Below are 21,063 nucleotides of genomic sequence, written 5' to 3'. Positions count from 1 at the left end.
GCGCGCTCAATGTTCCAGCCCCGCCAACCGCCGGCGCTCGGCGTCGGTGAGGAAGCTGGCGCCCTGCAGCCGGCTCCACAGGGCGTCACGCTCGGCCGACAGGGCCGGCACCGCGTCCAGGTCCGGCGCGATCCTGGCGCCGGGGAACTTGCCGGCCAGCCAGCCGGTCAGGGCTCGCGCCGCCCGCTCGGCGAGAGGCGCGACCGTCCCGCGCCAGAAGGCGGCGTTGGCCTCGCGATAGTTGGCGTAGGTGTTGTCGCCGGGAATGCCCAGCAGCTGCGGCGGAACCCCGAACGCCAGAGCGATCTCGCGGGCGGCGGCGTGCTTGCCCTCGGTGAAGTCCATCTCGGCCGGGGTCAGCGACATGGCCCGCCAGTCCAGGCCGCCCTCCAGCAGCAGCGGCCGGCCGGCATTGGCGGTCCCTGAGTGCGCGGAGGCCAGCTCGGTCTTCAGCCGATCGAACTGCTCGTCGGAAAGCCGGTCGCCGGCGTCCTTCGAGGAATAGACCAGCGCCCCCGACGGCCGGGCCGAATTGTCCAGCAGGGCCTTGTTCCAGGCGCTGGAGGCGTTGTGGACGTCGATCGCGAAGGCGGCGGCTTCCAGAGGCGAGAAGCCGTAGTGGTCGTTGGTCGGGTTGAAGAGCTTGAGGTGCAGCACCGGCAGCCAGCCGTCGGCGTCGCGGGCGATCCGCGCCGTGCGCCCGGCGGCCTGGTAGTCATAGGCCAGCGGCCAGCCGCGCGGTCCCGGGACGACGGTCATCCGGTCGGGGCGCAGAGCGTAGAGCTCGGTCGGCGCGCCGTCGCCGGCCGCCTCCAGATAGGCGTTGCCGGCCACCTGCAGGCCGCCGAAGAACGCTTCCATCAGGTCAGGCCCGCCCTGCTCGGGATTGGGCCGGTCCAGCAGGCGCTTGAGCGGATGATCGTCGGCCCGCTGGCCCTCGACGAACACCGCCAGCGGCGTCGACGCGGCGGCCTCGGCGATCAGCCGCACGCAGCGATAGGCCACGGGATTCTTGGCGAAGCCTTCGCTGGCCAGCGCGCCATAGTCGCGAGGCGTCCATTGCGGCCGCCCGCCGGTGGTGAGGGCGATCAGTTGCGCGGCGCGGGAGTCTTTGGTCTCGCGCGGCGGGCGGGGTTTGAAGAGGGGCATGATGATGGGCTCCGATTTCGGAGTTGAGAACAAATAGTGAACAATTTAGGGTGGCGTTAGGCGACTGGAACAACCTCTCCTCCCCCTTTGGGGGAGGGGGACCGGCGAACGCCGGTGGAGGGGGACAGCACGGGAGACCCGAAGAATGGAGCAAACCAAGCCCGAAACCGTGACCCAAGCCCGCCGCCTGCGCCGACAGATGTCGCCGCCGGAAGCCCGGCTCTGGAGCGCCCTCAGACGCGGCGGCCTCGACGGCCTGAAGTTCCGTCGGCAGCATCCCTTTGGACGCTGCGTGCTGGATTTCTACTGCGCGGCTCTACGCCTGGCGGTCGAGGTGGATGGGTCCGACCACACGCTCGACAGCCGGCCAGAGCGCGACGTCACGCGGGATCGATGGCTGCTTATTCAGGGCGTCAGAACGTTGCGGATTCCGGCGCACGAGGTGATGGACTCCGTGGACAGCGCGGTCAGCGCGATCCGGGCGTTCATCGCGGAGGAGCGGCGCGGTCCCCCTCCACCGCCGTTCGGCGGTCCCCCTCCCCCAAAGGGGGAGGAGAGGCAAAGCCCGACGCGGTAGAGGCGTCCTCCTCTCCGCCCCGCTTGGGGGCGGAGAGACCTGCGTCAGCAGGTCAGGTGGGGGCCTGTGCTGGGTCACAGCGCCCGCAACCTCGGCGCCTTCCGCCCGCCCAGCATCAACTCGCTCACCGCCCACACCAGCGCATCCGCGCGGTCGGGACTGTGCTCGAGATCGCCGGAGCCCAAGGCCATCAACTCCTCTTCCAGCGCCACGAACGCGCCGCAGTGGAGCACGCGGCCCTGCTCGTACAAGGCCGCCACCGGCTCGGCGCGAGCCCGCTTGCCCACGCTCGCGCGGACCAGCTTCACGCGGCACGGCGGATCGGCCTGCGCCAGCACCGAGCGGACCATGTCGCCGCCCTGGTTGGCCTCGGCCACCAGGGCGGCGGCGGTCCAGGCGCGCGCGGCGGCCACGGCCCTCGCGGCCCAGCCGGCGGGCGAAAGGCCTCGCGCGGTCTCGTCAGCCAGCACGAAGGCCCGGTCGTCGCGGCGTCCCACGACCACGATCCCGCAGGCGTCGCCGGTGGCGGTGGCCGGCGGGTCCACCGCCACCACCACGCGGTCGAAGCGCGCCGGCTTCGCCGCCCGGCAGCGCGCCAGGTCCTCGGCCCGGAACAGGCCGCCGTCGGTCTCGACGATGATCCCGTCCAGCTCCTGGGCGGCCAAGCGCGTGCCGCCATAGAGGGTTTCCAGCGTCCGCAGGAACGCCGGCGCCAGGTTGCTCGCATTGGCCGAAGTCCCGGCCCGGGTCATGGCCACGCCCGGTTCGGCGATCAGGGTCTTCAGCGCCTTGATCGGCCGGGGCGTCGAGGTGACGACCAGGCGCGGATCCTCGCCCAGCCGCAGGCCGAAGCGCAGCATGGCCAGGGTCTCGGTGGGCTTGGGCCAGGCGCAAAACTCGTCGGCCCAGGCGGCGTGGAACTGCGGCCCGCGCAGGCTGTCGGGGTCTTCGGCCGAGAAGGCGTAGGCCGTCGCGCCGTTGGGCCAGACCAGGCGCCGGCGGGAGGCTTCCCAGCGGGGGCGGGCATCCGGCGGCGAGAGAGCGCGAAGACCGGACGGGCCTTCGATCATCACCTCGCGGACGTCGTGAAAGGTCGGTCCGACCAGGGCCAGCCGTCCGCCGGCCTCCGCCTGCTCGATCATCCAGGCCGCGCCGGCGAAGGTCTTGCCCGCGCCGCGTCCGCCCAGGAACAGCCAGGTTGCCCAGGCGTCAGGGGGCGGGAGCTGATGGTTTTCCCTGAACCGCAGGGTCGGCAGCCACCGCTCGATCAGACTTGGCGAGCTCGCGAGCAGCCATGCGTTTAAACTCGAGGGATCCGACAAACTTGTCCATGCGCTCGCGCACCTTGGCGTGAAGTTCGGCGATACGCTCGGGGGTCCATCGGGAGTCGTCATCATTCATCGCGCTCTCCTCGGCGTCCGGGGCGGTGTCGCGCTGGCGACCCGGCAGGGCGGCGATGGCCTTCACGGCCCGCGTCCCGGTCCCACGGAACAGTTTCAGGTAACGGCCGGCCTTGGAGATCTCTCCGGCGGCCTTGACGCGGGCCTCGCCCGACTTGCCCTCTGCGGCGTCGACGGCTTCGACCACGGAAACAGCGTAGAACGCCGCCACCATGTCCTCGACCGCGACCAGCAGGGCTTCGATCTCTTCGCTTCTTCCGGCCATGACACAAAGGTACGGCGCCAGCGGGCTCCGATGATCCAGCGGACCATAAAAGTGACAAGCCGTTGATTTCACGGCTTTCCGTTTCGCCAACGCCGGGGATTCAGCGGCTCCGATCCCCGTGCTTGACGCCAGGGGCGGCTCGACAGGACCGCGGTCGGCCGACATGCTGCGTCGCAACAACGAACACAGGGGAGCGACCATGACCGACCTCAGCGGAAGAACCGTGCTGATCACCGGGGCCTCGTCCGGCATCGGAGCGCACCTGGCCCGCCGCGCCGCCGCCGCCGGGGCCAAGGTCGCGGTGGCCGCCCGCCGCGCCGACCGGCTGGCCGACCTGGTCGCCGAGATCGGCCCCGACGCGGCGGCCTTCTCGATGGACGTCGAGGACGAGGGCTCGATCATCGCCGGCTATGACGCCATCGAGGCCCGGTTCGGCGCCCCCGACGCGGTGATCGCCAATGCCGGCATCAGCATCCAGGGCCTGGCCTTGGACATCGCCGCCGAGGATTTCGACAAGGTCATGGGCGTCAACACCCGGGGCGTGTTCCTGACTGCCCGCGAGGGGGCGCGGCGGATGATCAAGGCCGGCTCGGAAGCCAGCGCGCGGGGGCGGATCCTGCTGGTCGCCTCGATCGGGGCGCACAAGGCGCTGCCGGGGCTGACGGCCTACTGCACGTCCAAGGCCGCCACCGCCATGCTGGGCAAGAGCCTGGCGCGGGAGTGGATCCGCAAGGGCATCAACGTCAACGTCCTCTGCCCGGGCTACATCCGCACCGAGCTGAACAGCGACTGGTTCGACAGCGAGGGCGGCCAAAAGCTGGTGGCGGGCTTCCCGCGCCGGCGGCTGATGGCGGAGGAGGACCTGACCGCCACGGCCCTCTACCTGTGCTCCGACGCGGCGCGGGCGGTGACGGGGAGTGTGTTCACGGTGGACGACGGGCAGTCGATCTAGGGGCGGCGATACAGCCACGCCCCCGGCAACCCCATCCGCACGCTCGCCTCATAAGGCGGCGCGCCCGGGATCGGGGTCCGGTCGGCGAGCCTCGCCGCCGCGCGGATCAACGGCAGCTCCAGCGGCCGCGGCAGCCATTCGCGCCCGAGCCCTAGCACCGCCCTCACCTCGCCTGGCACGAGCCCCACGGCCGCCCGGATCAGCGGATGCTGCAGGCGGCTCAGCGGCCCGGCGACCCTGACCTCGCGCATCAGCGCCAGGAACTCCAGCACGATCCCCGACCGCTCCAGCCTCGGCAGCATCGCCGCCAGCTGGGACTCCCAGGCGGCTTCGGATGTCGGGGCGCCCAGGGCTCCGTAGAGCCGCGCGGCCGGTCCCGCCTCGGCGTAGAACCGGTCGCGGTCGGTCGCCGACAGCGGCGCGACCAGGCTATGATAGGCGCTCAGGAACCCAAAGCTGGCCGTGGCCTGCACCCAGTCCAGCAGCGCCACGTCCGAGGCCCGGTAGGCCTCCCCGCCGGGCGTCACGCCGCCGACCCGCGCGTGCTGGCGCCCGACCCCGGCGATCATCGCCTCGGCCGTCGAGCGCGCGCCATAGACCGTGACCATGGCCGCCAGCCCCGTGCGCTTCAGCCGGGCCACCGGGTCGGCGCGGAAGCTGGAATGCTCCCACACGCCGGTCCGCACGCGCGGCTCGGCCAGCTCCAGGATCACCGCCGTCACCCCGCCGACGAACAAGGCGACCGGGCTCTTGAACACCCGCCACGACACCGAGTCCGGGGCGGCCAGGGCCGGCTCGCCCGCCGGAACGGTAAAATCCACGCGCGGCGCCCCCGGACTTTCTAACAGGGTTTTGGCCATCAAGGCCTTGGCGGCGTCGGCGAAACGGGCTTTCAAGGGCGCCTCCGGCACGGTTCAGCCCTTTCTACGCCTGATCCCGCCGATGCGCGCATGGACTTGTCATGTTAGCGCTCCCATCTATACCGACTGAAACCACTAACCGCGGGACGACGAACGTGCATCTGACGGGCGAGCTTCTGATCGGCGGCGAAAGCCGCAAGGGAACCAACGGCGAGATCAAGGGCGTCAATCCGGCGACGGGCGAGACCCTGGAGCCCGCGTTCGGCGGCGCGACCAAGGCCGACATCGACCAGGCCGCGGCCCTGGCCGCCGAGGCGTTCGGTCCTTACCGGTCCCTGCCCTACGAGACCCGCGCCACCTTCCTGGAGGCTATCGCCGAGCATATCGAGGCGATCGGCGATGACCTGATCGTCCGTGTCATGGCCGAGACCGGCCTGCCGCGCGCCCGCCTCGAAGGCGAGCGCGGCCGCACGACCGGCCAACTACGCCTGTTCGCCAGCGTTCTGCGCGACGGCGGCTTCCTGGAGGCCCGCATCGATCCCGCCATGCCGGACCGCAAGCCGCTGCCGCGTCCCGACCTGCGCCTGCGCAACGTGCCGCTGGGCCCGGTGGCGGTGTTCGGGGCCAGCAACTTCCCGCTGGCCTTCTCGGTGGCCGGCGGCGACACCGCCTCGGCCCTGGCGGCCGGCTGCCCGGTCATCGTCAAGGCCCACCCGGCTCACCCCGGGACCTCGGAGCTGATCGGCCGCGCCATCCAGGCCGCCGTCGCCTCGGTTGGCCTGCACCCGGGCGTGTTCTCGATGATCCACGACAGCGGCTATGAGATGGGCGTGGCCCTGGTCGCCGATCCGCGCGTCAAGGCCGCCGGCTTCACCGGTTCGCGTCGCGGCGGTCTGGCCCTGATGGCCGTCGCCCAGGGCCGGCCCGAGCCGATCCCGTTCTATGCCGAGATGAGCAGCATCAATCCGGTCATCCTGCTGCCGGCCGCCCTCAAGGCGCGCGGCGACAAGATCGCCCCGGACTTCGTGTCCGCCCTGACCCTGGGCGCCGGTCAGTTCTGCACCAATCCCGGCCTGATCCTGGCCATCGACGGCCCCGAGCTGGACGCCTTCGTCGAAGCCGCCGGCAAGGTGGTCGAGGCCGCTCCGGCCGCCGTCATGCTGACCCCCGGCATCTGCCAGGCCTTCGCCCACGGCGTCGACGCCCTCTCTGCGGACAAGGCGGTCACCACCGTGGCGCGCGGCCTGCCCGGCGCGGACGGCAGCCACACCGGCCGCGCGGGCCTGTTCAGCGTCAAGGCCGCCGACTTCCTGGCCAATCCGCACCTGCACGAGGAGGTGTTCGGCGCCGCCTCGGTGGTCGTCCGCGCCGCCGACCAGGCCGAGCTGGCCAAGGTCATCGACGCCCTGGAAGGCCAGCTGACCATCGCCCTCCACCTGGAAGAGGCCGACCACGCCCTCGCCGGCGCCCTGCTGGCGGCCCTGGAGCTGAAGGCCGGCCGCATCCTGGTCAACGGCTTCGGCACCGGGGTGGAAGTGGCCAACGCCATGGTCCACGGCGGTCCGTTCCCGGCGACCAGCGACGCCCGCGCGACCTCGGTCGGCACCCTGGCCATCGCCCGCTTCCTGCGCCCGGTCAGCTACCAGAACCTGCCCGAAGCGCTGCTGCCGGCGGAGCTGCGGACGGAAAACCCGCTGGGCATCGCGCGCCGGGTCGATGGCAAGGTGAAGCTGGCTTAGGCCGGGAACTCCATTTCTCCTCCCCTCTTGGGGGAGGGGGACCGCCGAACGGCGGTGGAGGGGGTCAGCGCCGCGCCAATTTAGGCCCGCGCGGTCCCCCTCCGTCACGGCGCGTATCCGCGCCGCGCCGCCTCCCCCAAAGAGGGAGGAGAACCCCAACACTTAAGCATCCACTTGACCATCTTTACACGCCCCGATACTTAACCACATGCCTAACCATCAGCCCTCGCTTGACCTCATGTTTCAAGCCCTCGCGGACCCCGCGCGGCGCGACATGGTCGAGCGGCTCAGCCGAGGCCCTGCCTCGGTGAGCGAGCTGGCGCGGCCGCTGGACATGTCGCTGCCGGCGGTCATGCAGCACCTGGCCATGCTGGAGGCCGGCGGGATCGTGGCCTCGGAGAAAGTCGGCCGGGTGCGCACCTGCCGGATCAACCCCGACGTCCTCGGCCTCGCCGAACAGTGGATCCACCAGAGGCGCACCCAGTGGGAGCGGCGCCTCGACCGGCTGGGCGATTTCCTTTCCTTGGAGATCCGGGCCGCGGAAGATGGGGACTCGAAATGACCGCCAGTTCTAAAGTCGAAAGAAACGCCATCCACGCCACCTTCGTCGTCGAGCGGCTCTATGCCGCCGCGCCGGGCCGGGTGTTTTCCGCCTTCGCCGATCCGGAGAAGAAGAAGCAATGGTTCAAGGGGCCCGACGAATGGGGTCCGCCGGATCAGAGCTTCGACTTCCGCGTCGGCGGCGAGGAGCACAGCATCGGCGGCCCGCCGGGTGAACCCAAGCACCGGTTCTACAACCGCTATCTGGAGATCATCCCCAGCGAGCGGATCGTCTATGCCTACTGGATGCACCACGGCGAGCCGCTGGCCTCGGCCTCGGTGGCGACCATCGAGTTTCGGCCAGAGGGCGACAAGACGCGGGTGGTGATCACCGAGGTCGGGGCGTTCCTGGACGGCTATTACTCGGCGGAAGGCCGCGAGCACGGGATACGGTGGCAGCTGGATGCGATCGCCCCCATCGTCGAAGGCTGAAGCACGGCTCTCCTCCCCCTTCATGGGGGAGGTGGCTCGCCGCGAAGCGCGGCGAGACGGAGGGGGCTGGTCCTGACTCAATAGCGCGGCGCTGTCCCCCTCCACCGCCGTCCGGCGGTCCCCCTCCCCCAAAGGGGGAGGAGAGAGAACCGGCCTCGCCTCAGTGCCCCCCGGCGCTCGGCGGCTTGGCCAGCTTCGCCACATCCGCCTCGGTCACCGGCTTGGCGTAGCTGTTCCCGAAGTGCGTCCGAACATAGGTCACCGCCTCGGCCATCTGCGCGTTGCTCAAGGTCCCGCTGAACCCCGGCATCGCGCCCTTGCCGCCCGTCACGATCATGATCGGATAGGCCGCTCCGGCCAGCCGGGGGTTGTTGGCCAGGGCCGGGATGGTCCCCGCCCCTGTCCCGCCCTTGGCGTCGGCCATGTGGCAGGCCTGGCAGACCGCGCCATAGACCTGCTCGCCGGTCACCGGCTTGACCGCCCGGACGATGCCGCCGCCGGTGTCGCCGCCGCCAGAGACGGGGGCCTGGGCCGGGGTCTGGGCCGCGGCGGGGAGCGCCACGACCAACGCGGCCGTCAAGATGAGCTTCCGCATGATCCTCAAGCCTCCAGCGCGCGCTTGTGCAGACGGGTGATGGCGTCGATGGACGACAGCAGCGCGCCCTCCATCCAGCAGCCGACATAGCTGGCGTGCTCGCCCGCCAGCACGATCCGGCGGTCCATGCCGACCAGGGTCTGGTAGTGTTCCTTGCGGGTGTCGTCGGTCCAGCGAGCGCAGCAGCCCAGGGTCCAGGGCACCCGGCTCCAGGCCACCGAGGCGCCGCTCGCGAACTCCTGGCGGTAGCTCTTGGGGTGCAGCACCGAGCCCTGCGCCAGGGCGACCTCGATGCGCTGTTCGGGCGTCATGCCGGCCAGGCGATAGGCCCCCATTTCACGGGCGAAGGCCCCCAGCAGCACCGCCGGCCCGTCCTTGAACATGTTGTTGTTTGGATAGGAGATCAGGGCGATCTCCTGGTCGGTGAAGCTGTGGCCGCCGTAGATGAAGTCGTCCTCTTCCCAGAAGCGGCGCTTCATCTCCAGGCCGATCTTGACCTGGCCCGAGTACGGCACGGCCTTGATGGCGGCCATCATCTCGTCGGTGACCTGCAGGTCCATCTGGCCCAGGATGCCCAGCGGGATCGTGCAGACGCACCAGTCAGCCTTGGCGTCGGTGGTCTTGCCGGTGGCGGTGTCGGCATAGGTCACCACCACGCCCTTATCGTCCTGGGCGATCTTGCTGACCTTGGCGCCGTAGGTGATCAGGCCCTCGACCTGCTTGGCGAAGGCCTTGCCGATCATGTCCATGCCGCCCACCGGCTGGAACATGGTGGTCTGCATCTCGTGGCCCATGAAGAAGGCCATCGAGGTCCAGACCTGCGGGTCCAGCACGTCATGCAGGCCATAGAGATCCTTGGAGGGGATCGGCGCGCCGTTCACCCCGCCGCCGCCCGGCCGCTCGAAGCCGCGGTGCGACGAGGCGCGCAAGGACGCCGAATACTTGTAGTCGTTGTCCAGCATGCCCCAGCCCTTCAGGGCCTCCAGCAGCTTGTCGCGGTCCTCCTGCGTGACCGTGTCGTCCAGCGCCTTGGCGTTGACCGACTTGGCGAGCAGTTCGGCGATATTGCCCTCGAAGTCGGCGGCGGCGGTGTTGAAGCGCACCGGCTTGCCGCCGAAGGCCTGGGACGAGTGGACCCAGCCCGAGTGGTTGAACTGGATGAACGGCTCCAGGGCCACGCCGAACTGCTTGCAGTAATGCAGCAGGGTGCGGTGGTGGTGCGGGATCCGCCAGGGGCCGGGGTTCAGATAGTTGCCCGGCGAGAAGGCCACCTTCTGGGTCGCCCCGCCCAGTTCCGTGTAGGTGTCCCCGCCCCGCAGCGACCAGTTGCGGCCGCCGGCGCGGTTCTGGAACTCCAGGATCTTGACCTTGTAGCCAGCCTTGGTCAGCTCGAACGCCGCCAGCATCCCGGCCAGGCCCGCGCCCAGCACGATGACGCTGGCGCCGGGCCGCGCGCCTTGCAGGTTGGGCGGGCCGTGGAACTGGGTCTCCGCCGCGTGACCCAGGGTGGTCATGGCCTGGTACAGCGCGGCCGTGCCGCCGACCTTGGCGATGGCCGAAAGAAGCTGACGCCTGGTTGGCGCCCTCACACCCAATTCCATTGCAGAGTCCGTCCCCAACAGAACCGTCGCGACGGACGGTGTGGCCAAGGGCTAGCAGGGGTGGGCGTTTGGGCGAGGGGTGAGACGGTCAAGGACGGCAGGTCGTGACCGACACTCCGAATTATCGGCGCCCTGACGACGCGGTTGCGTGGGAACTGTGCAGCCCTACCCCACCACCCGCAAGGTCGGCCGGTCGGCCGCGGCCTGGATCAGCGGCGCGACGAAGTGGAAGCTGGACCCCAGCCCCAGCGTCGAGTTGACGTCGATCGTTCCGCCCATCAGCTCGACCAGCTCGCGGCAGATGGACAGGCCAAGACCAGCCCCGTCGTGGGCGCGGGTCAGGGAGCTGTCGACCTGGGAGAAGGTCTTGAACAGCTCAGGCAGATCCTGGGCGGCGATGCCCAGGCCCGTGTCCTCGACCTCGAAACGCAGGCCCTTGGCCGTGGGGCGGACGCGGACGGTGACGCCGCCATCGTCGGTGAACTTGACGGCGTTGGCGATCAGGTTGCCCAGCACCTGGCGCAGGCGCATCGGGTCGCCCACCCAGCGGCCACGCAGCTCGGGGGCGATGTCGGCGGTCAGGTCGATGTCCTTGGCCATGGCCGCGCCGGAGAAGGCCGCGCACGAGGCCTCGACCAGGGCGGCCAGATCGAACGTCTCGGTCCGCAGCCGCACCGCGCCGGACTCGAGGCGGGCGATGTCGAGGATGCTGTTCAGCAGGGCCAGCAGCGCCTGGCCGGACTCCTGCAGGATCTTGAGGCGACGGCCTTGAGTCTCGCTCAGCGTGTCGGCGGCCATCACCTGGGCCATGCCCAGCACGCCGTTCAGCGGGGTGCGGACCTCGTGGCTCATATTGGCCAGGAAGCGGGTCTTGGCGGCGTTGGCTGCCTCGGCCTCGTCCTTGGCGGCCAGCAGGTCCAGACGCCCGGCCTTCAGCGTGCGCAGGGCCTCCAGCACCCGGTGGGTCAGCATGGCGCCGGCGGCGGTCAGCACCAGGAAGCCGGCGGCGATCCAAGGGGCCAGGCCCTTCAGCAGCGAGAGGCCAGGATGCTTCGCCGCCCAAGCCAGGGCGCCGATGGGGCGGCCGTAGATGTCGTCGAGGGCCACGCGCGGCGTCTCGTCGCGCGGCTGATCGACGAAGACCAGGCCCTTCAGATCGAGATCGGCGGCGAAGCCGCGCACGAAGGCCTTGTCCAGGCGGCGCGCGGTCACGACCACCGCGGGCGGGCCGTCGTAACGATGGGATCCGGCGGCGCTCTCGGGCGTGACGGCGGCGATGGCCGCCAGATAGACCTGGCCGTCGGCGCGCATCAGACCGGTTCGCGTGACTTCCCCAGCGGCGCTGACCCGCCCCTCGCGGCGGGCGATCCGGGCCTTGGCGGCCACGTCGGCGACCGCGCGGGCGGCTTGCCGCGGGAAATCGCCCAGCGCTCGCGCCGGAACGCGATGGCCGGTCTGGGCGGCATAGACCACCTGACCCGACTGCATGACGAAGGTCACGTCATGGCCGAACTGCTGGCGATAATAGGTCCCGAAATTGGCGTCGCCCCAGGCCAGGTCGGGCTTCCAGCCCATCGCCACATAGGCCGAGTCCCACACCGTCGCGGAGGTCAGCTCGCGCTCCAGGCGGTCCAGGGTGCGCGAGACGGTGCGACGGACCAGGGCGATGTCATGGATGTCGTCGCCGCGGTCCACCGAGCGGGCGGCCAGCAGCATCAGGGCCAGGCTGCCCAGGATCGAGACGACCACCAGCACCGCGGCCGCGCCGACGATCCCGTGGATCAGGCGCATCGGCCGCGCGTCGGCTTGCTGGGAGGGGGAGAGCTGCGTCATGGCGGAGCCACCCTGAGGGCGAATGGCCCTTCCCGACAGGTGACGTGGCGCCGCGGCGCATGGCTAACGGCCTCTTACCCCGTCCAGGACCAAGGCGGTCAGGGCGGCGCGGGTCTCGTCCATGAACCCCTTGTCGGACAAGGTCTTGCCGGTCAGGGCCCGCACCTGGACGGCGAAATCGGCATAGTGCTGGGTCAGGGCCCAGATCGCGAAGATCAGGTGCGACGGATCGACCCGGTCTAGCTTGCCGGCCGCGATCCAGGCCTGGATCACCACGACCTTGGCGTCGAACACCGCCTTCAGCGGGCCGGCCAGGACCGGCTTCAGCAGCGGCGCGCCCCGCAGCATCTCCAGGGCGAACAGGCGCGAGACCTCGGGGTGGTCGCGACTGAGCGCCAGCTTGGCGTCGATCAGGGCGGCGATGGCCTCGGCGGGGTCGTCGCCCTCGGTGAAGCGGCTCAGCGGCGCCAGCCACAGCGATAGCCCCTGCTCCAGAACCGCCACGTACAGGGCGTCCTTGGTGGGATGGTAGTAGAGCAGGTTGGCCTTGGAGATGCCGGCCGCCTGGGCGATGGCCTCGACGCTGGCGCCGTCCAGGCCGAGGCGCGCGAAGACGCCCAGCGCGGCCTTCAGGATCGCCGCCTTGCGGGCCTCGCCGGCCCTTTCGCGAGGGCCCGGGGCGCGGCGGCCCTTGGGCGCTTCGGTCGCCTCGTTGTCGCCCACGCTTTGAGCGGCCTTGACCAGCTCGCGGGCGCCGGAGGCCCGTTTGACGGCCGGCTTGCGCGGCGGCTTGACGGTGGGGGCGGCGGCGTCGGTCATGCACTCTCGAACTTGGACCATTTGGTCAAACATGGACCGAACGGTTCGGATTGCAACGTTCTTCCGAATGGTATTCCATGCCGTCTGGACATCACAAGGCGCCGCGTCGATGAGTTCTCCGATCACCCCGCTTTCGCCTGGCGCGCTCATGCTGCCCGCGCGGCCCGAGCCGATCCCGGTGGACCCGAAGACGACGGCGGTGATCGTCATCGACATGCAGAACGCCTATGCCTCCAAGGGCGGCTATCTCGACCTGGCCGGCTTCGACATCTCGGGCGCGGCGAAGGTGATCCAGGAGATCAAGGCCATCCTGCCCGTGGCCCGCGCGGCCGGGATGCAGGTGATCTATTTCCAGAACGGCTGGGACGACAGTTACGTGGAAGCCGGCGGTCCGGGCTCGCCCAACTGGTGGAAGTCCAACGCCCTGAAGACCATGCGCGCCCGGCCCGAGCTGCAGGGCAAGCTGCTGGCGCGGGGCCAGTGGGACTATGAGCTGGTCGACGACCTCAAGCCCGAGCCGGGCGACATCCAGCTGCACAAGACCCGCTATTCCGGCTTCTTCAACAGCCAGCTGGACAGCGTGCTGCGGGCGCGCGGCATCCGCCACCTGGTGTTCGTCGGCATCGCCACCAATGTCTGCGTCGAGTCGACCCTGCGCGACGGCTTCTTCCTCGAATATTTCGGGACCGTGCTGGAGGACGCCACCCATCAGGCGGGCCCCGACTTCGTGCAGAAGGCGGCGCTGTTCAACATCGAGAGCTTCTTCGGCTGGGTCTCGACGACGGCGGATTTCAAGGGGGCGTTCGGGCAACTGGCGCCGGAAACCTAGGAGACTTTAGATGCCCAAGACCGTCATCACCCCGCCCGGCACGGGCGTCCCCATCGCCCCGTTCTCGCCGGGGACCCTGGCCGACGGGATCGTCTATGTCTCGGGCACGCTCGCCTTCGACAAGGACAACAACGTCGCCTTCCCCGACGACGCCGAGGCCCAGACCCGGCAGGTGCTGGAGACCATCAAGTCCGTCATCGAGACCGCCGGCGGCACGATGGAGGACGTGACCATGAACCACATCTTCCTGACCGACTGGGCCCACTACGCGCCGATGAACAAGGTCTATGCCGAGTACTTCCCCGGCGACAAACCCGCCCGCTACTGCATCCAGTGCGGCCTGGTGAAGCCCGGCTTCGTGGTCGAGATCGCCTCCGTCGCGCACATCGGGAAGAAGTAGCCGCATGACCTCCGGCACGGTCGACGGCCTCCACTACGAGCTGCACGGCGGACCGGTCGCCGGCCGCGAGGTCGTGCTGCTGTCGTCGGGCCTGGGCGGTTCGGGCGCGTTCTGGGCCCCGCAGATGGCGGCCCTGACCGAGCGCTGGCCGGTGGTGCTGTACGACCACCGAGGCACGGGTCGCAGCGTCCGCGAGCTTTCCTCTTCTTTGGCGTCTCCCTACAGCGTCCAGGACATGGCCGACGACATGGTCAAGGTCATGGACGCCCTCGCCCTGCCCAAGGCCCACATCGTCGGCCACGCGGCCGGCGGCAATGCGGGCCTGGCGCTGGCGCTCTCCCATCCCGATCGCCTCTCCAAGCTGGTCGTCGTCAACGGCTGGTCGCGGCCCGATCCGCACATCAAGCGCTGCTTTACCACCCGCCTCCACCTGTTGAAGGACAGCGGCCCGAGAGCCTATGTCCACGCCCAGCCGATCTTCCTCTATCCGGCCGACTGGATCTCGCGAAACCACGCCCGGCTCGAGGCCGAAGAGGACCACCATGTCGCCGGCTTTCCGCAGCGCGAGGTGATGCTGGCGCGGATCAACGCCCTGCTGGCCTTCGACGTCGATGCGCGGCTGGAGGAGATCACCCACCGTGTCCTGATCAGCGCCAGCGCCGACGACATGCTGGTGCCGCCCAGTTGCTCCCAGCGCCTGGCCGGCCGCCTGCCCAACGCCGACTACCAGGTCGCCGCCTGGGGCGGCCACGGCTTCACCGTCACCGATCCCGAGACCTTCAATGAAGGCCTCATCAAGTTTCTAGAGGGGGAATAACCCAATGCAGGTCGGCGTCTTCATCCCCATCGGCAACAACGGCTGGCTGATCTCGGAGACTTCTCCGCAGTATATGCCCAGCTTCGAGCTCAATAAAGAGATCACCCAGAAGGCCGAGAAGTACGGCTTCGACTTCGCGCTCTCGATGATCAAGCTGCGCGGGTTCGGCGGCAAGACCCAGTTCTGGGAGCACAATCTCGAGAGCTTCACCCTGATGTCGGGCCTGGCGGCCGTGACCTCGAAGATCAAGATCTTCGCCACCGTCGCCACCCTGACCATCCCGCCGGCCATCGTGGCGCGCATGGCCTCGACCATCGACTCGATCGCCCCCGGCCGCTTCGGCATCAACCTGGTGACCGGCTGGCAGAAGGCCGAGTACAGCCAGATGGGCCTGTGGCCCGGCGAAGAGCACTACACCGACCGCTACAACTACCTGGCCGAATACACGACCGTGCTGAAGGACCTGCTGGAGACCGGGGTTTCGGACTTCAAGGGCAAGTACTTCACCATGGACGACTGCCGGGTCAGCCCGCACCCGAAGGAGACCAAGCTGATCTGCGCCGGCTCGTCGGACGAGGGTCTGGCCTTCACGGCGCAGTATGCCGACTACAGCTTCGCCCTGGGCAAGGGGACCAACACGCCCACGGCCTTCGCCTCGGTCAACAAGCGCCTGGAGGCGGCCGCCGAGAAAACCGGCCGCGACGTCCAGTCGTTCATCCTGTTCATGATCATCGCCGACGAGACCGACGAGAAGGCCATGGCCAAGTGGCAGAAGTACCGCGACGGCGCGGACCAGGAGGCCCTGGCCTGGCTGACCCAGCAGGCGGCCCCGAACGCCAAGGCCGGCGCCACGACCAACACCACCCAGCTGGCCGCGCCGGAATCGGCGGTGAACCTCAACATGGGCACGCTGGTGGGCAGCTATGAGAGCATCGCGAGGATGATGGACGAGATCGCCGCAGTGCCAGGCACGGCCGGCGTGCTGCTGACCTTCGACGACTTCGTGAGGGGCGTCGAGGACTTCGGGGAGAAGATCCAGCCCCTGATGAAGAGCCGGAAATAAGCCGAGCGGGGCGTCCTCTCTCCTCCCCCTATGGGGGAGGGGGACCGCCGAACGGCGGTGGAGGGGGTCAGCGCCGCGCCAAGGGGCCTGCGCCGTCCCCCTCCGTCTCGTCGCGTATCCGCGCCGATCCACCTCCCCCAAAAGGGGAGGAGAGATCCGGGAGCATCTTCGCGCCGCCGTCCTAATCGACCGCCAGCATTCCGATCAGCTGCAACCTGAACACCAGCACGCTGTCCGGCGGGATCTCGCCCATGTCGCGGGCGCCGTAGCCCAGCTCGGCGGGGATGTAGAGGGTCCACTCGTCGCCGACCTTCATCTTCGGCAGGGCTTCCAGCCAGCCCTGGATCAGGCCGTCGGCGGGCATGATCGCCGCCTTGCCGCGCGCGAAGCTCGAGTCGAACACCGTGCCGTCCAGCAGCTTGCCCTCGTAGTGGACCTTGACGATGTCGCCGAGCTTGGGCGACGGGCCGGTCTTCGGGCCCGAGGTCACGACCTTGTACTGCAGGCCCGACGGCAGGGTGACGACGCCCGGGGCCTTGGCGTTCTTTTCCAGGAAGGCCTTGCCCGCCAGGGCGTTGGCCGACGGGCCGGCGTTCAGCTGAGGCGGGGCGGTGGGCGTCACCTGGGCATGGGCCGCACCGGCGGCGAGGAAGGTCATTGCAGCCATTGGGGCGGCCAGGGAGGCGAGAAGGCGCATCAAGGGTCTTTCGAACGCTGGTGTCAGTGAGCGACACCGTAGCGACCCTTGAGCGGAACTTCGCGGCGAAATTTTGGGTGGCCCCTCAGACCAGCCCCCGCTTCTGCGCCTCCAGCGCCGCCTCGGCCCGGGAGCAGATGTTGAGCTTGCGGTAGATCGCCTTGACGTAGCCCGCCACGGTCAGCTCGGTGACGCCCATCACCTTGGCCGCCTCGCCCGAACGCAGGCCCCGGCCGATCAGGCGCAGGACCTCGGTCTCGCGCGGGGTCAGGGCCGCCTCGGGCTCGACCGTCTGGATCAGAACCGGCCGGGCCCGGAAGTAGTCCAGCATCCGCCGGGCCACGGCCGGCGACAGCGGGGTCTCGCCGGCTTCCAGGCGGCGCAGATAGCGGACCAGCTCGTCGCGGCCCATGTCCTTGAGCAGGTAGCCCCCCGCCCCGGCCGCGATGGCGTCGAACAGGTGGTGGTCGTCGGCATAGATGGTCACCACCACCGACCGCGTCGCCCCGCCCGAGCGCTCGGCCAGATCGCGGAGGAAGTCGACGCCGCGACCGTCCGGCAGGGCCAGGTCGACCAGGGCCAGGTCCGGCGCGCCATCGGACAGGAACGAGCGCGCCTCGGCCAGGTCCGCCGCGCCGCGCGCGATAACGCCGGGGAACGCCTCGGACAGGGCCGCCAGCAGGTGCTCGCGGGTCTCGGACTGGTCTTCGAGGACAAGCGCGGTGCCAGGGGCGTTTTGGGGAAGGGTCATGCCGGGGCGCTCGCATCCACGGGCGTCGACAGGCGGACCACCGTACCCTTCGGGGTTTCAGGGAAGTCCACCGTGCCGCCGATCTCGCCCAGCCGCCGTTCCAGATTGGCCAGGCCGCTGCGGCGTCCGCCCGCTTCGCGCGGCAGGCCGACGCCGTCGTCGCTGAGGGTCAGCTCCAGCCGGCCGGCGTCCTCGTGGATCGTGACGGCCACCGTGGTCGCGCCGGCGTGGCGGATGGCGTTGGAGATCACCTCGCGCACGGCCGAGGTCAGGTTCTTGTAGACGCGATAGGGCGCGGTCACGCCCGGATCGGCCAGCTCGACAGGCGGCCAGTCCAGGGCGATGCCGACCGCCTCCAGCCGCTCGGCGGTCTCGTGGCGCAGGTCGGCCAGCGCCGCCTCCAGCGGCAGGTCCTGGCCCGACAGGCCCGAGACGATGGCCCGCAGGTCGCCGATCGCCCCGCGCACGGCCTCGCGCGTCTGGGGCAGGTCCTGGCGGTGCAGGCCCGACAGCAGCCGCGCCCCGACGTCGTCGTGCAGGTCGCGGGCGATGCGCAGGCGCTCCTCGACCACCCCGCGGGCATAGGCGTCGCGGCCTTCCTCGATCTGCGACAGGAGCGCGACGAGCTGGTCAGCCAGCTGGGCCTGGGCCGTACCGAACAGGCCCCGCCCGCGGAACGGGAAACGCAGGATCAGGGCCGTGGTCCCGGCGGCGGCGGGCAGGCCCAGGGCCACGCCCTCGTCGAGGATCTCGGCCTTGGCGCGGGTCGCCAGGGCCGGCGTGATCTCCAGCGGCTCATAGACCTTGGACAGCAAGGCCTTCCAGGCGTCCGCCCGCGCCTCGGCCCCGTGGATCAGGGCGACCTGGGCCACGGCGGCGAACATCTCGTGATCCTTCAGGGTCTTGCGGCCCAGGGTCCGCCGCCACAGCACGTCACGGAACGGCAGGTAGGCGAAGGCGACGATCAGCAGCGACACGCCCAGCGCCGCCTGCGGACTGGTCCCCATCGCGGTGATCAACAAGCCGTCCAGGGCCAGCAGGGCCGCGCCGGCGCTGAGGTAGAACAGGATCCGGAACGCCCACTGGTCCAGCTCGAACAGGCGGTGGCGGCGCAGGCCCACGGCCATGCCGACATAGATGATCACGAAGAAGCCCAGCGAGAAGCGCGGGTCCAGGAACGGCCGCATCCCCAGCGCGATGGGCACGGCGACATTGCCGATGAAGGCCCCCGCCCCGACGATCACCGACAGGCCCAGCCAACGGGTGGCGGCCATGGCGGCGGGGTCCTTGCGGCTGGCGAAGGCCTGAACGGCGATCGCCACGATGATCAGGGCCATCTCGATCGAGGTGATCGCCTGACCCGTGCTCTCGACCGACGGATTGCCGGGCAGCAGCGGCGTCAGCGCCCAGGCCAGCACCCACAGCGGCGCCAGCAGCATGACCGGCAGCCGGGTCACCCGTTTGGGATAGGCCAGGAAGAAGGCGATCATCGCCCCGCCATAGGCCACCGCTCCGGACATGTTCAGTAGCGCGACGATCGCCGCCAGCGTCCCGTCCATGACCAGCTCGACGCTGGAACTGACCGCCCAGCCGAAGGTGAAGGCCAGCATGGATAGGCCGGTCAGGGCGAACAGCTGGGTCGACAGCTCGCGCGGCCGCAGGGCCCAGACCCAACCGACGATCAGGGCGGCGATCAGGCCGAACGCCAGATTGGCCCAGAACTCCGCGCCCAGGGTCGACAGCGGCCGGACGCGGCTGTCCAGGGTCACGACCCGCTGGGCGCCGTCTTGACCCGCCAGGCGCAGCATCCGGGGCTCGGCGCTCAGGGCTCGGGCGAAGGCGTCCTCGCGGCGGGCTTGTTCGCGCGCCTGGGTCTGGGTGGCCGGCGTGTCGAGGCCGCCGATCTCGGAGGCCCGCAGGGCGGGCGCGGCGCGGTCGCCGCCAACCCCGGCCAGGCGGTCGCCGACCTTGGCCCCGACACGGGCCAGCGGCCCACCGGGCGTGAGGCGCGTGATCGCCACGGCCCCGTCGGGCCTGGCGGTGAAGTCCGCGCCCAGCCAGGCCGGCGTCATCGCCATCCAGACGCCGATCAGCGCCGTCGCCACGCACAGCAGGACGACGCCGAGCAACAGGGTGGTGGGGGAAGAGGCGCGCATGCGGCCTTTACGGAAACAGTTGAGGACCGTCGGACCTTGGGACAGGACCGGCGTCGTCGCAACCTTCACGGAACGTCGTTATGAAGACACCCCCTGTTCTGGGGGTTGCCTTCCTCCCGCCCCTACTTCCCCACGACGTTCAGCACCGCCAGGGTCATGGCCTCGACGCCCGTGCGGATGGTCGGCTCGGGCGTGGGGGCGAAGAACGGCGAGTGGTTGGACGGCAGTTGGCGGCCCTCCGCCTTGGCCTTGGCGACCTCGGCCGGGTCATAGCCGCCGATGCCGAAATAGACCGAAGGCACCCCGGCGATCACGAACTCCGAATAGTCCTCGGACGCCGAGCCCGGCTTGTCCTGGACCACGGCGTTCTTGCCGAACGCGGCCTTGAACACCACCGCCGTGCGGTCGGTCAGGGCCTGATCATTGACCACCATCTTGCCGCCGGGGGTGATCTTGACGTCGGCGGGCGGCGCGCCGGCCATGTCGGTCACGGCCTTCACCGTGCGCTGGACGCCGTCCAGGATCCGCTCGCGCACCGCGTTGTCCTGGGTGCGGATCGTGCCGCGGATGCGGGCCTTGTCGGGGATGATGTTGCCGGCGCTGCCCGCCTGGATCGAGCCGACCGTGACCACGCCGAACGCGGCGGGGTCCTTCTCGCGGCTGATCACGCTCTGGACGTCGACGGTGAAGCGGGACGCCATCAGCACCGGGTCGATGGTGGTGGCCGGCATCGAGCCGTGACCGCCGCGCCCGTTGAAGGTGATATCGAGGCCATCCGAGGTCGAGGTCAGCACCCCGGCCTTCCAGGCCACCTCGCCGGCCGGGCCGTTGCCCACATGCAGGGCGAAACCGTAGTCCGGCTTGCCGCCGATCTTGTCGAACAGGCCGTCGGCCAGCATGGCTCGCGCGCCGCCGACCGTCTCCTCCGAGGGCTGGGCGATGAAGACCAGCGTGCCCTTCCACTTGGCCTTCAGGGCGACCAGCTGCTTGGCCGTGCCGACCCAGGCGGCCATGTGGATGTCGTGGCCGCACGAGTGGGCGGTGAAGGTCTTCTCGTCGCGATAGATCGCGGTGGCCTGGCTGGCGTAGGGCAGGCCCGACTTTTCCTGCATCGGCAGGCCGTCCAGCTCGGTCCGAACCAGGATCTTGGGCCCGTCGCCGTTCTTGAACACCGCGACCACGCCGGTCTTGCCGACGCCCTCGGTCACCGTGAAGCCCAGGGCCCGCATCTGGGAGGCCAGCTTCTTGCCGGTCTCGACCTCCTGGAAGCCCAGCTCCGGATGGGCGTGGATGTCCTTGTAGAGGACGTCCAGCGCCGGGTAGTCGCGGTCCAGCTGGGCGTCGATAGTCTTCAGCGTGGCCGGAACATTGAGGGGCGCGGCGTAGGCGGTCGTGGCCAGGAACGCGGCCATGATCGCGGCTTGGGCCGTGGTGACGAGGAGTTTCATGCGAGGTCTCGAGGGCGGTGAGTCCCCTGACTGACGCATGCCGAGCCCTCATCCGCCAGTCCCCGCCGTCCCAAAACTTG

At 69.9% G+C, this 21,063-nt stretch carries 20 protein-coding genes and 2 pseudogenes; 10 read left to right on the top strand and 12 right to left on the bottom strand.

From position 1 onward, the window contains the following. Positions 1 to 6 precede the first annotated feature (6 nt). Together ACW175_RS04665 and ACW175_RS04660 are read right to left on the bottom strand one after the other, a co-directional pair. The gene (locus tag ACW175_RS04665) at positions 7 to 1,149 is read right to left on the bottom strand and encodes a phage portal protein (RefSeq protein ID WP_492103475.1); all 1,143 of its coding nucleotides are present in this window, start codon (positions 1,147 to 1,149) and stop codon (positions 7 to 9) included. Positions 1,150 to 1,194: 45 nt separating this feature from the next. Further along, a complete protein-coding gene (locus ACW175_RS04660) occupies positions 1,195 to 1,296 on the bottom strand; it encodes a hypothetical protein (protein WP_492104894.1) in 102 nt (33 codons plus the stop codon). Here ACW175_RS04660 and ACW175_RS04655 point away from each other — a divergent pair. Together ACW175_RS04655 and ACW175_RS04650 are read left to right on the top strand one after the other, a co-directional pair. Continuing rightward, positions 1,295 to 1,579 (top strand): annotated as a pseudogene (locus ACW175_RS04655) (endonuclease domain-containing protein); the annotation flags it as partial. The gene ACW175_RS04660 and the pseudogene ACW175_RS04655 overlap by 2 nt on opposite strands. Before the next feature lie 79 nt (positions 1,580 to 1,658). Beyond that, positions 1,659 to 1,727, top strand: a pseudogene (locus tag ACW175_RS04650) (hypothetical protein); the annotation flags it as partial. 73 nt (positions 1,728 to 1,800) lie between these two features. On the opposite strand, the gene ACW175_RS04645 reads toward ACW175_RS04650, so the two are convergent. Beyond that, positions 1,801 to 3,120, bottom strand: coding sequence for a DNA-packaging protein (locus ACW175_RS04645; protein WP_492104893.1), 1,320 nt, complete (start codon positions 3,118 to 3,120; stop codon positions 1,801 to 1,803). A gap of 470 nt (positions 3,121 to 3,590) precedes the next feature. Between ACW175_RS04645 and ACW175_RS04640 the strand changes: the two genes are divergently transcribed. Beyond that, entirely contained in the window at positions 3,591 to 4,343 is a 753-nt protein-coding gene (locus ACW175_RS04640) for an SDR family NAD(P)-dependent oxidoreductase (protein ID WP_492103474.1), read from the top strand. Here the strand turns inward: ACW175_RS04640 and ACW175_RS04635 are convergent. Beyond that, complete coding sequence (locus tag ACW175_RS04635) at positions 4,340 to 5,239, bottom strand: oxygenase MpaB family protein (protein ID WP_492103473.1); 900 nt, start codon at positions 5,237 to 5,239, stop codon at positions 4,340 to 4,342. The two genes, ACW175_RS04640 and ACW175_RS04635, sit on opposite strands and share 4 nt — an antisense overlap. Before the next feature lie 119 nt (positions 5,240 to 5,358). Here ACW175_RS04635 and ACW175_RS04630 point away from each other — a divergent pair, with 119 nt between their 5' ends. The 3 genes from ACW175_RS04630 to ACW175_RS04620 all read left to right on the top strand — a co-directional run bounded on the left by ACW175_RS04630 (position 5,359) and on the right by ACW175_RS04620 (position 7,974). Further along, a complete protein-coding gene (locus ACW175_RS04630; RefSeq protein WP_492103472.1) occupies positions 5,359 to 6,942 on the top strand; it encodes an aldehyde dehydrogenase (NADP(+)) in 1,584 nt (527 codons plus the stop codon). Between the two features lie 238 nt (positions 6,943 to 7,180). Continuing rightward, the gene (locus ACW175_RS04625) at positions 7,181 to 7,504 is read left to right on the top strand and encodes an ArsR/SmtB family transcription factor (protein WP_492103471.1); all 324 of its coding nucleotides are present in this window, start codon (positions 7,181 to 7,183) and stop codon (positions 7,502 to 7,504) included. Continuing rightward, complete coding sequence (locus tag ACW175_RS04620) at positions 7,501 to 7,974, top strand: SRPBCC family protein (protein ID WP_492103470.1); 474 nt, start codon at positions 7,501 to 7,503, stop codon at positions 7,972 to 7,974. The genes ACW175_RS04625 and ACW175_RS04620 overlap by 4 nt, the downstream gene beginning before the upstream one ends. Before the next feature lie 160 nt (positions 7,975 to 8,134). Here ACW175_RS04620 and ACW175_RS04615 read toward each other — a convergent pair whose 3' ends face one another. From ACW175_RS04615 to rutR, 4 genes are all read right to left on the bottom strand, one after another. Continuing rightward, entirely contained in the window at positions 8,135 to 8,569 is a 435-nt protein-coding gene (locus ACW175_RS04615) for a c-type cytochrome (protein ID WP_492103469.1), read from the bottom strand. Between the two features lie 5 nt (positions 8,570 to 8,574). Next, positions 8,575 to 10,170 carry a flavin monoamine oxidase family protein gene (locus ACW175_RS04610; RefSeq protein WP_492103468.1) on the bottom strand — a complete coding sequence of 532 codons (1,596 nt, stop codon included), beginning with the start codon at positions 10,168 to 10,170 and terminating at the stop codon, positions 8,575 to 8,577. Between the two features lie 165 nt (positions 10,171 to 10,335). Further along, a complete protein-coding gene (locus ACW175_RS04605) occupies positions 10,336 to 12,003 on the bottom strand; it encodes a sensor histidine kinase (RefSeq protein ID WP_492103467.1) in 1,668 nt (555 codons plus the stop codon). 63 nt (positions 12,004 to 12,066) lie between these two features. Continuing rightward, complete coding sequence (rutR, locus tag ACW175_RS04600; RefSeq protein ID WP_492103466.1) at positions 12,067 to 12,822, bottom strand: HTH-type transcriptional regulator RutR; 756 nt, start codon at positions 12,820 to 12,822, stop codon at positions 12,067 to 12,069. Between the two features lie 109 nt (positions 12,823 to 12,931). Between rutR and rutB the strand changes: the two genes are divergently transcribed. From rutB to rutA, 4 genes are read left to right on the top strand one after another with little or no spacing between them, the layout of a single operon-like run. Continuing rightward, positions 12,932 to 13,651, top strand: a complete 720-nt coding sequence (rutB, locus tag ACW175_RS04595; RefSeq protein WP_492103465.1) for a pyrimidine utilization protein B — start codon at positions 12,932 to 12,934, stop codon at positions 13,649 to 13,651. Between the two features lie 10 nt (positions 13,652 to 13,661). Next, positions 13,662 to 14,051, top strand: a complete 390-nt coding sequence (rutC, locus tag ACW175_RS04590; protein ID WP_492103464.1) for a pyrimidine utilization protein C — start codon at positions 13,662 to 13,664, stop codon at positions 14,049 to 14,051. Positions 14,052 to 14,055: 4 nt separating this feature from the next. Continuing rightward, positions 14,056 to 14,868 (top strand): pyrimidine utilization protein D, encoded by an 813-nt coding sequence (gene rutD, locus ACW175_RS04585; RefSeq protein ID WP_492103463.1) that lies wholly within the window; start codon positions 14,056 to 14,058, stop codon positions 14,866 to 14,868. Between the two features lie 4 nt (positions 14,869 to 14,872). Next, on the top strand, positions 14,873 to 15,931 hold the full coding sequence (gene rutA / locus ACW175_RS04580) for a pyrimidine utilization protein A (protein ID WP_492103462.1): 1,059 nt from the start codon (positions 14,873 to 14,875) through the stop codon (positions 15,929 to 15,931). A gap of 181 nt (positions 15,932 to 16,112) precedes the next feature. On the opposite strand, the gene bamJ is transcribed toward rutA, so the two are convergent. From bamJ to ACW175_RS04560, 4 genes are all read right to left on the bottom strand, one after another. After that, on the bottom strand, positions 16,113 to 16,628 hold the full coding sequence (gene bamJ / locus ACW175_RS04575; RefSeq protein ID WP_492103461.1) for a BamJ family beta-barrel-assembly machinery protein: 516 nt from the start codon (positions 16,626 to 16,628) through the stop codon (positions 16,113 to 16,115). 85 nt (positions 16,629 to 16,713) lie between these two features. Continuing rightward, positions 16,714 to 17,379 (bottom strand): response regulator, encoded by a 666-nt coding sequence (locus ACW175_RS04570; RefSeq protein WP_492103460.1) that lies wholly within the window; start codon positions 17,377 to 17,379, stop codon positions 16,714 to 16,716. Further along, the gene (locus ACW175_RS04565; protein ID WP_492103459.1) at positions 17,376 to 19,535 is read right to left on the bottom strand and encodes an ATP-binding protein; all 2,160 of its coding nucleotides are present in this window, start codon (positions 19,533 to 19,535) and stop codon (positions 17,376 to 17,378) included. The genes ACW175_RS04570 and ACW175_RS04565 overlap by 4 nt, the downstream gene beginning before the upstream one ends. A gap of 122 nt (positions 19,536 to 19,657) precedes the next feature. Next, entirely contained in the window at positions 19,658 to 20,947 is a 1,290-nt protein-coding gene (locus ACW175_RS04560) for an amidohydrolase (protein WP_492104892.1), read from the bottom strand. Positions 20,948 to 21,063 lie beyond the last annotated feature (116 nt).

It is taken from the genome of Caulobacter sp. FV1ye6ST (assembly GCF_058681225.1).
Note: the sequence above shows the minus strand (reverse complement) of the source record. Positions and strands in the feature narration are given on the sequence as shown.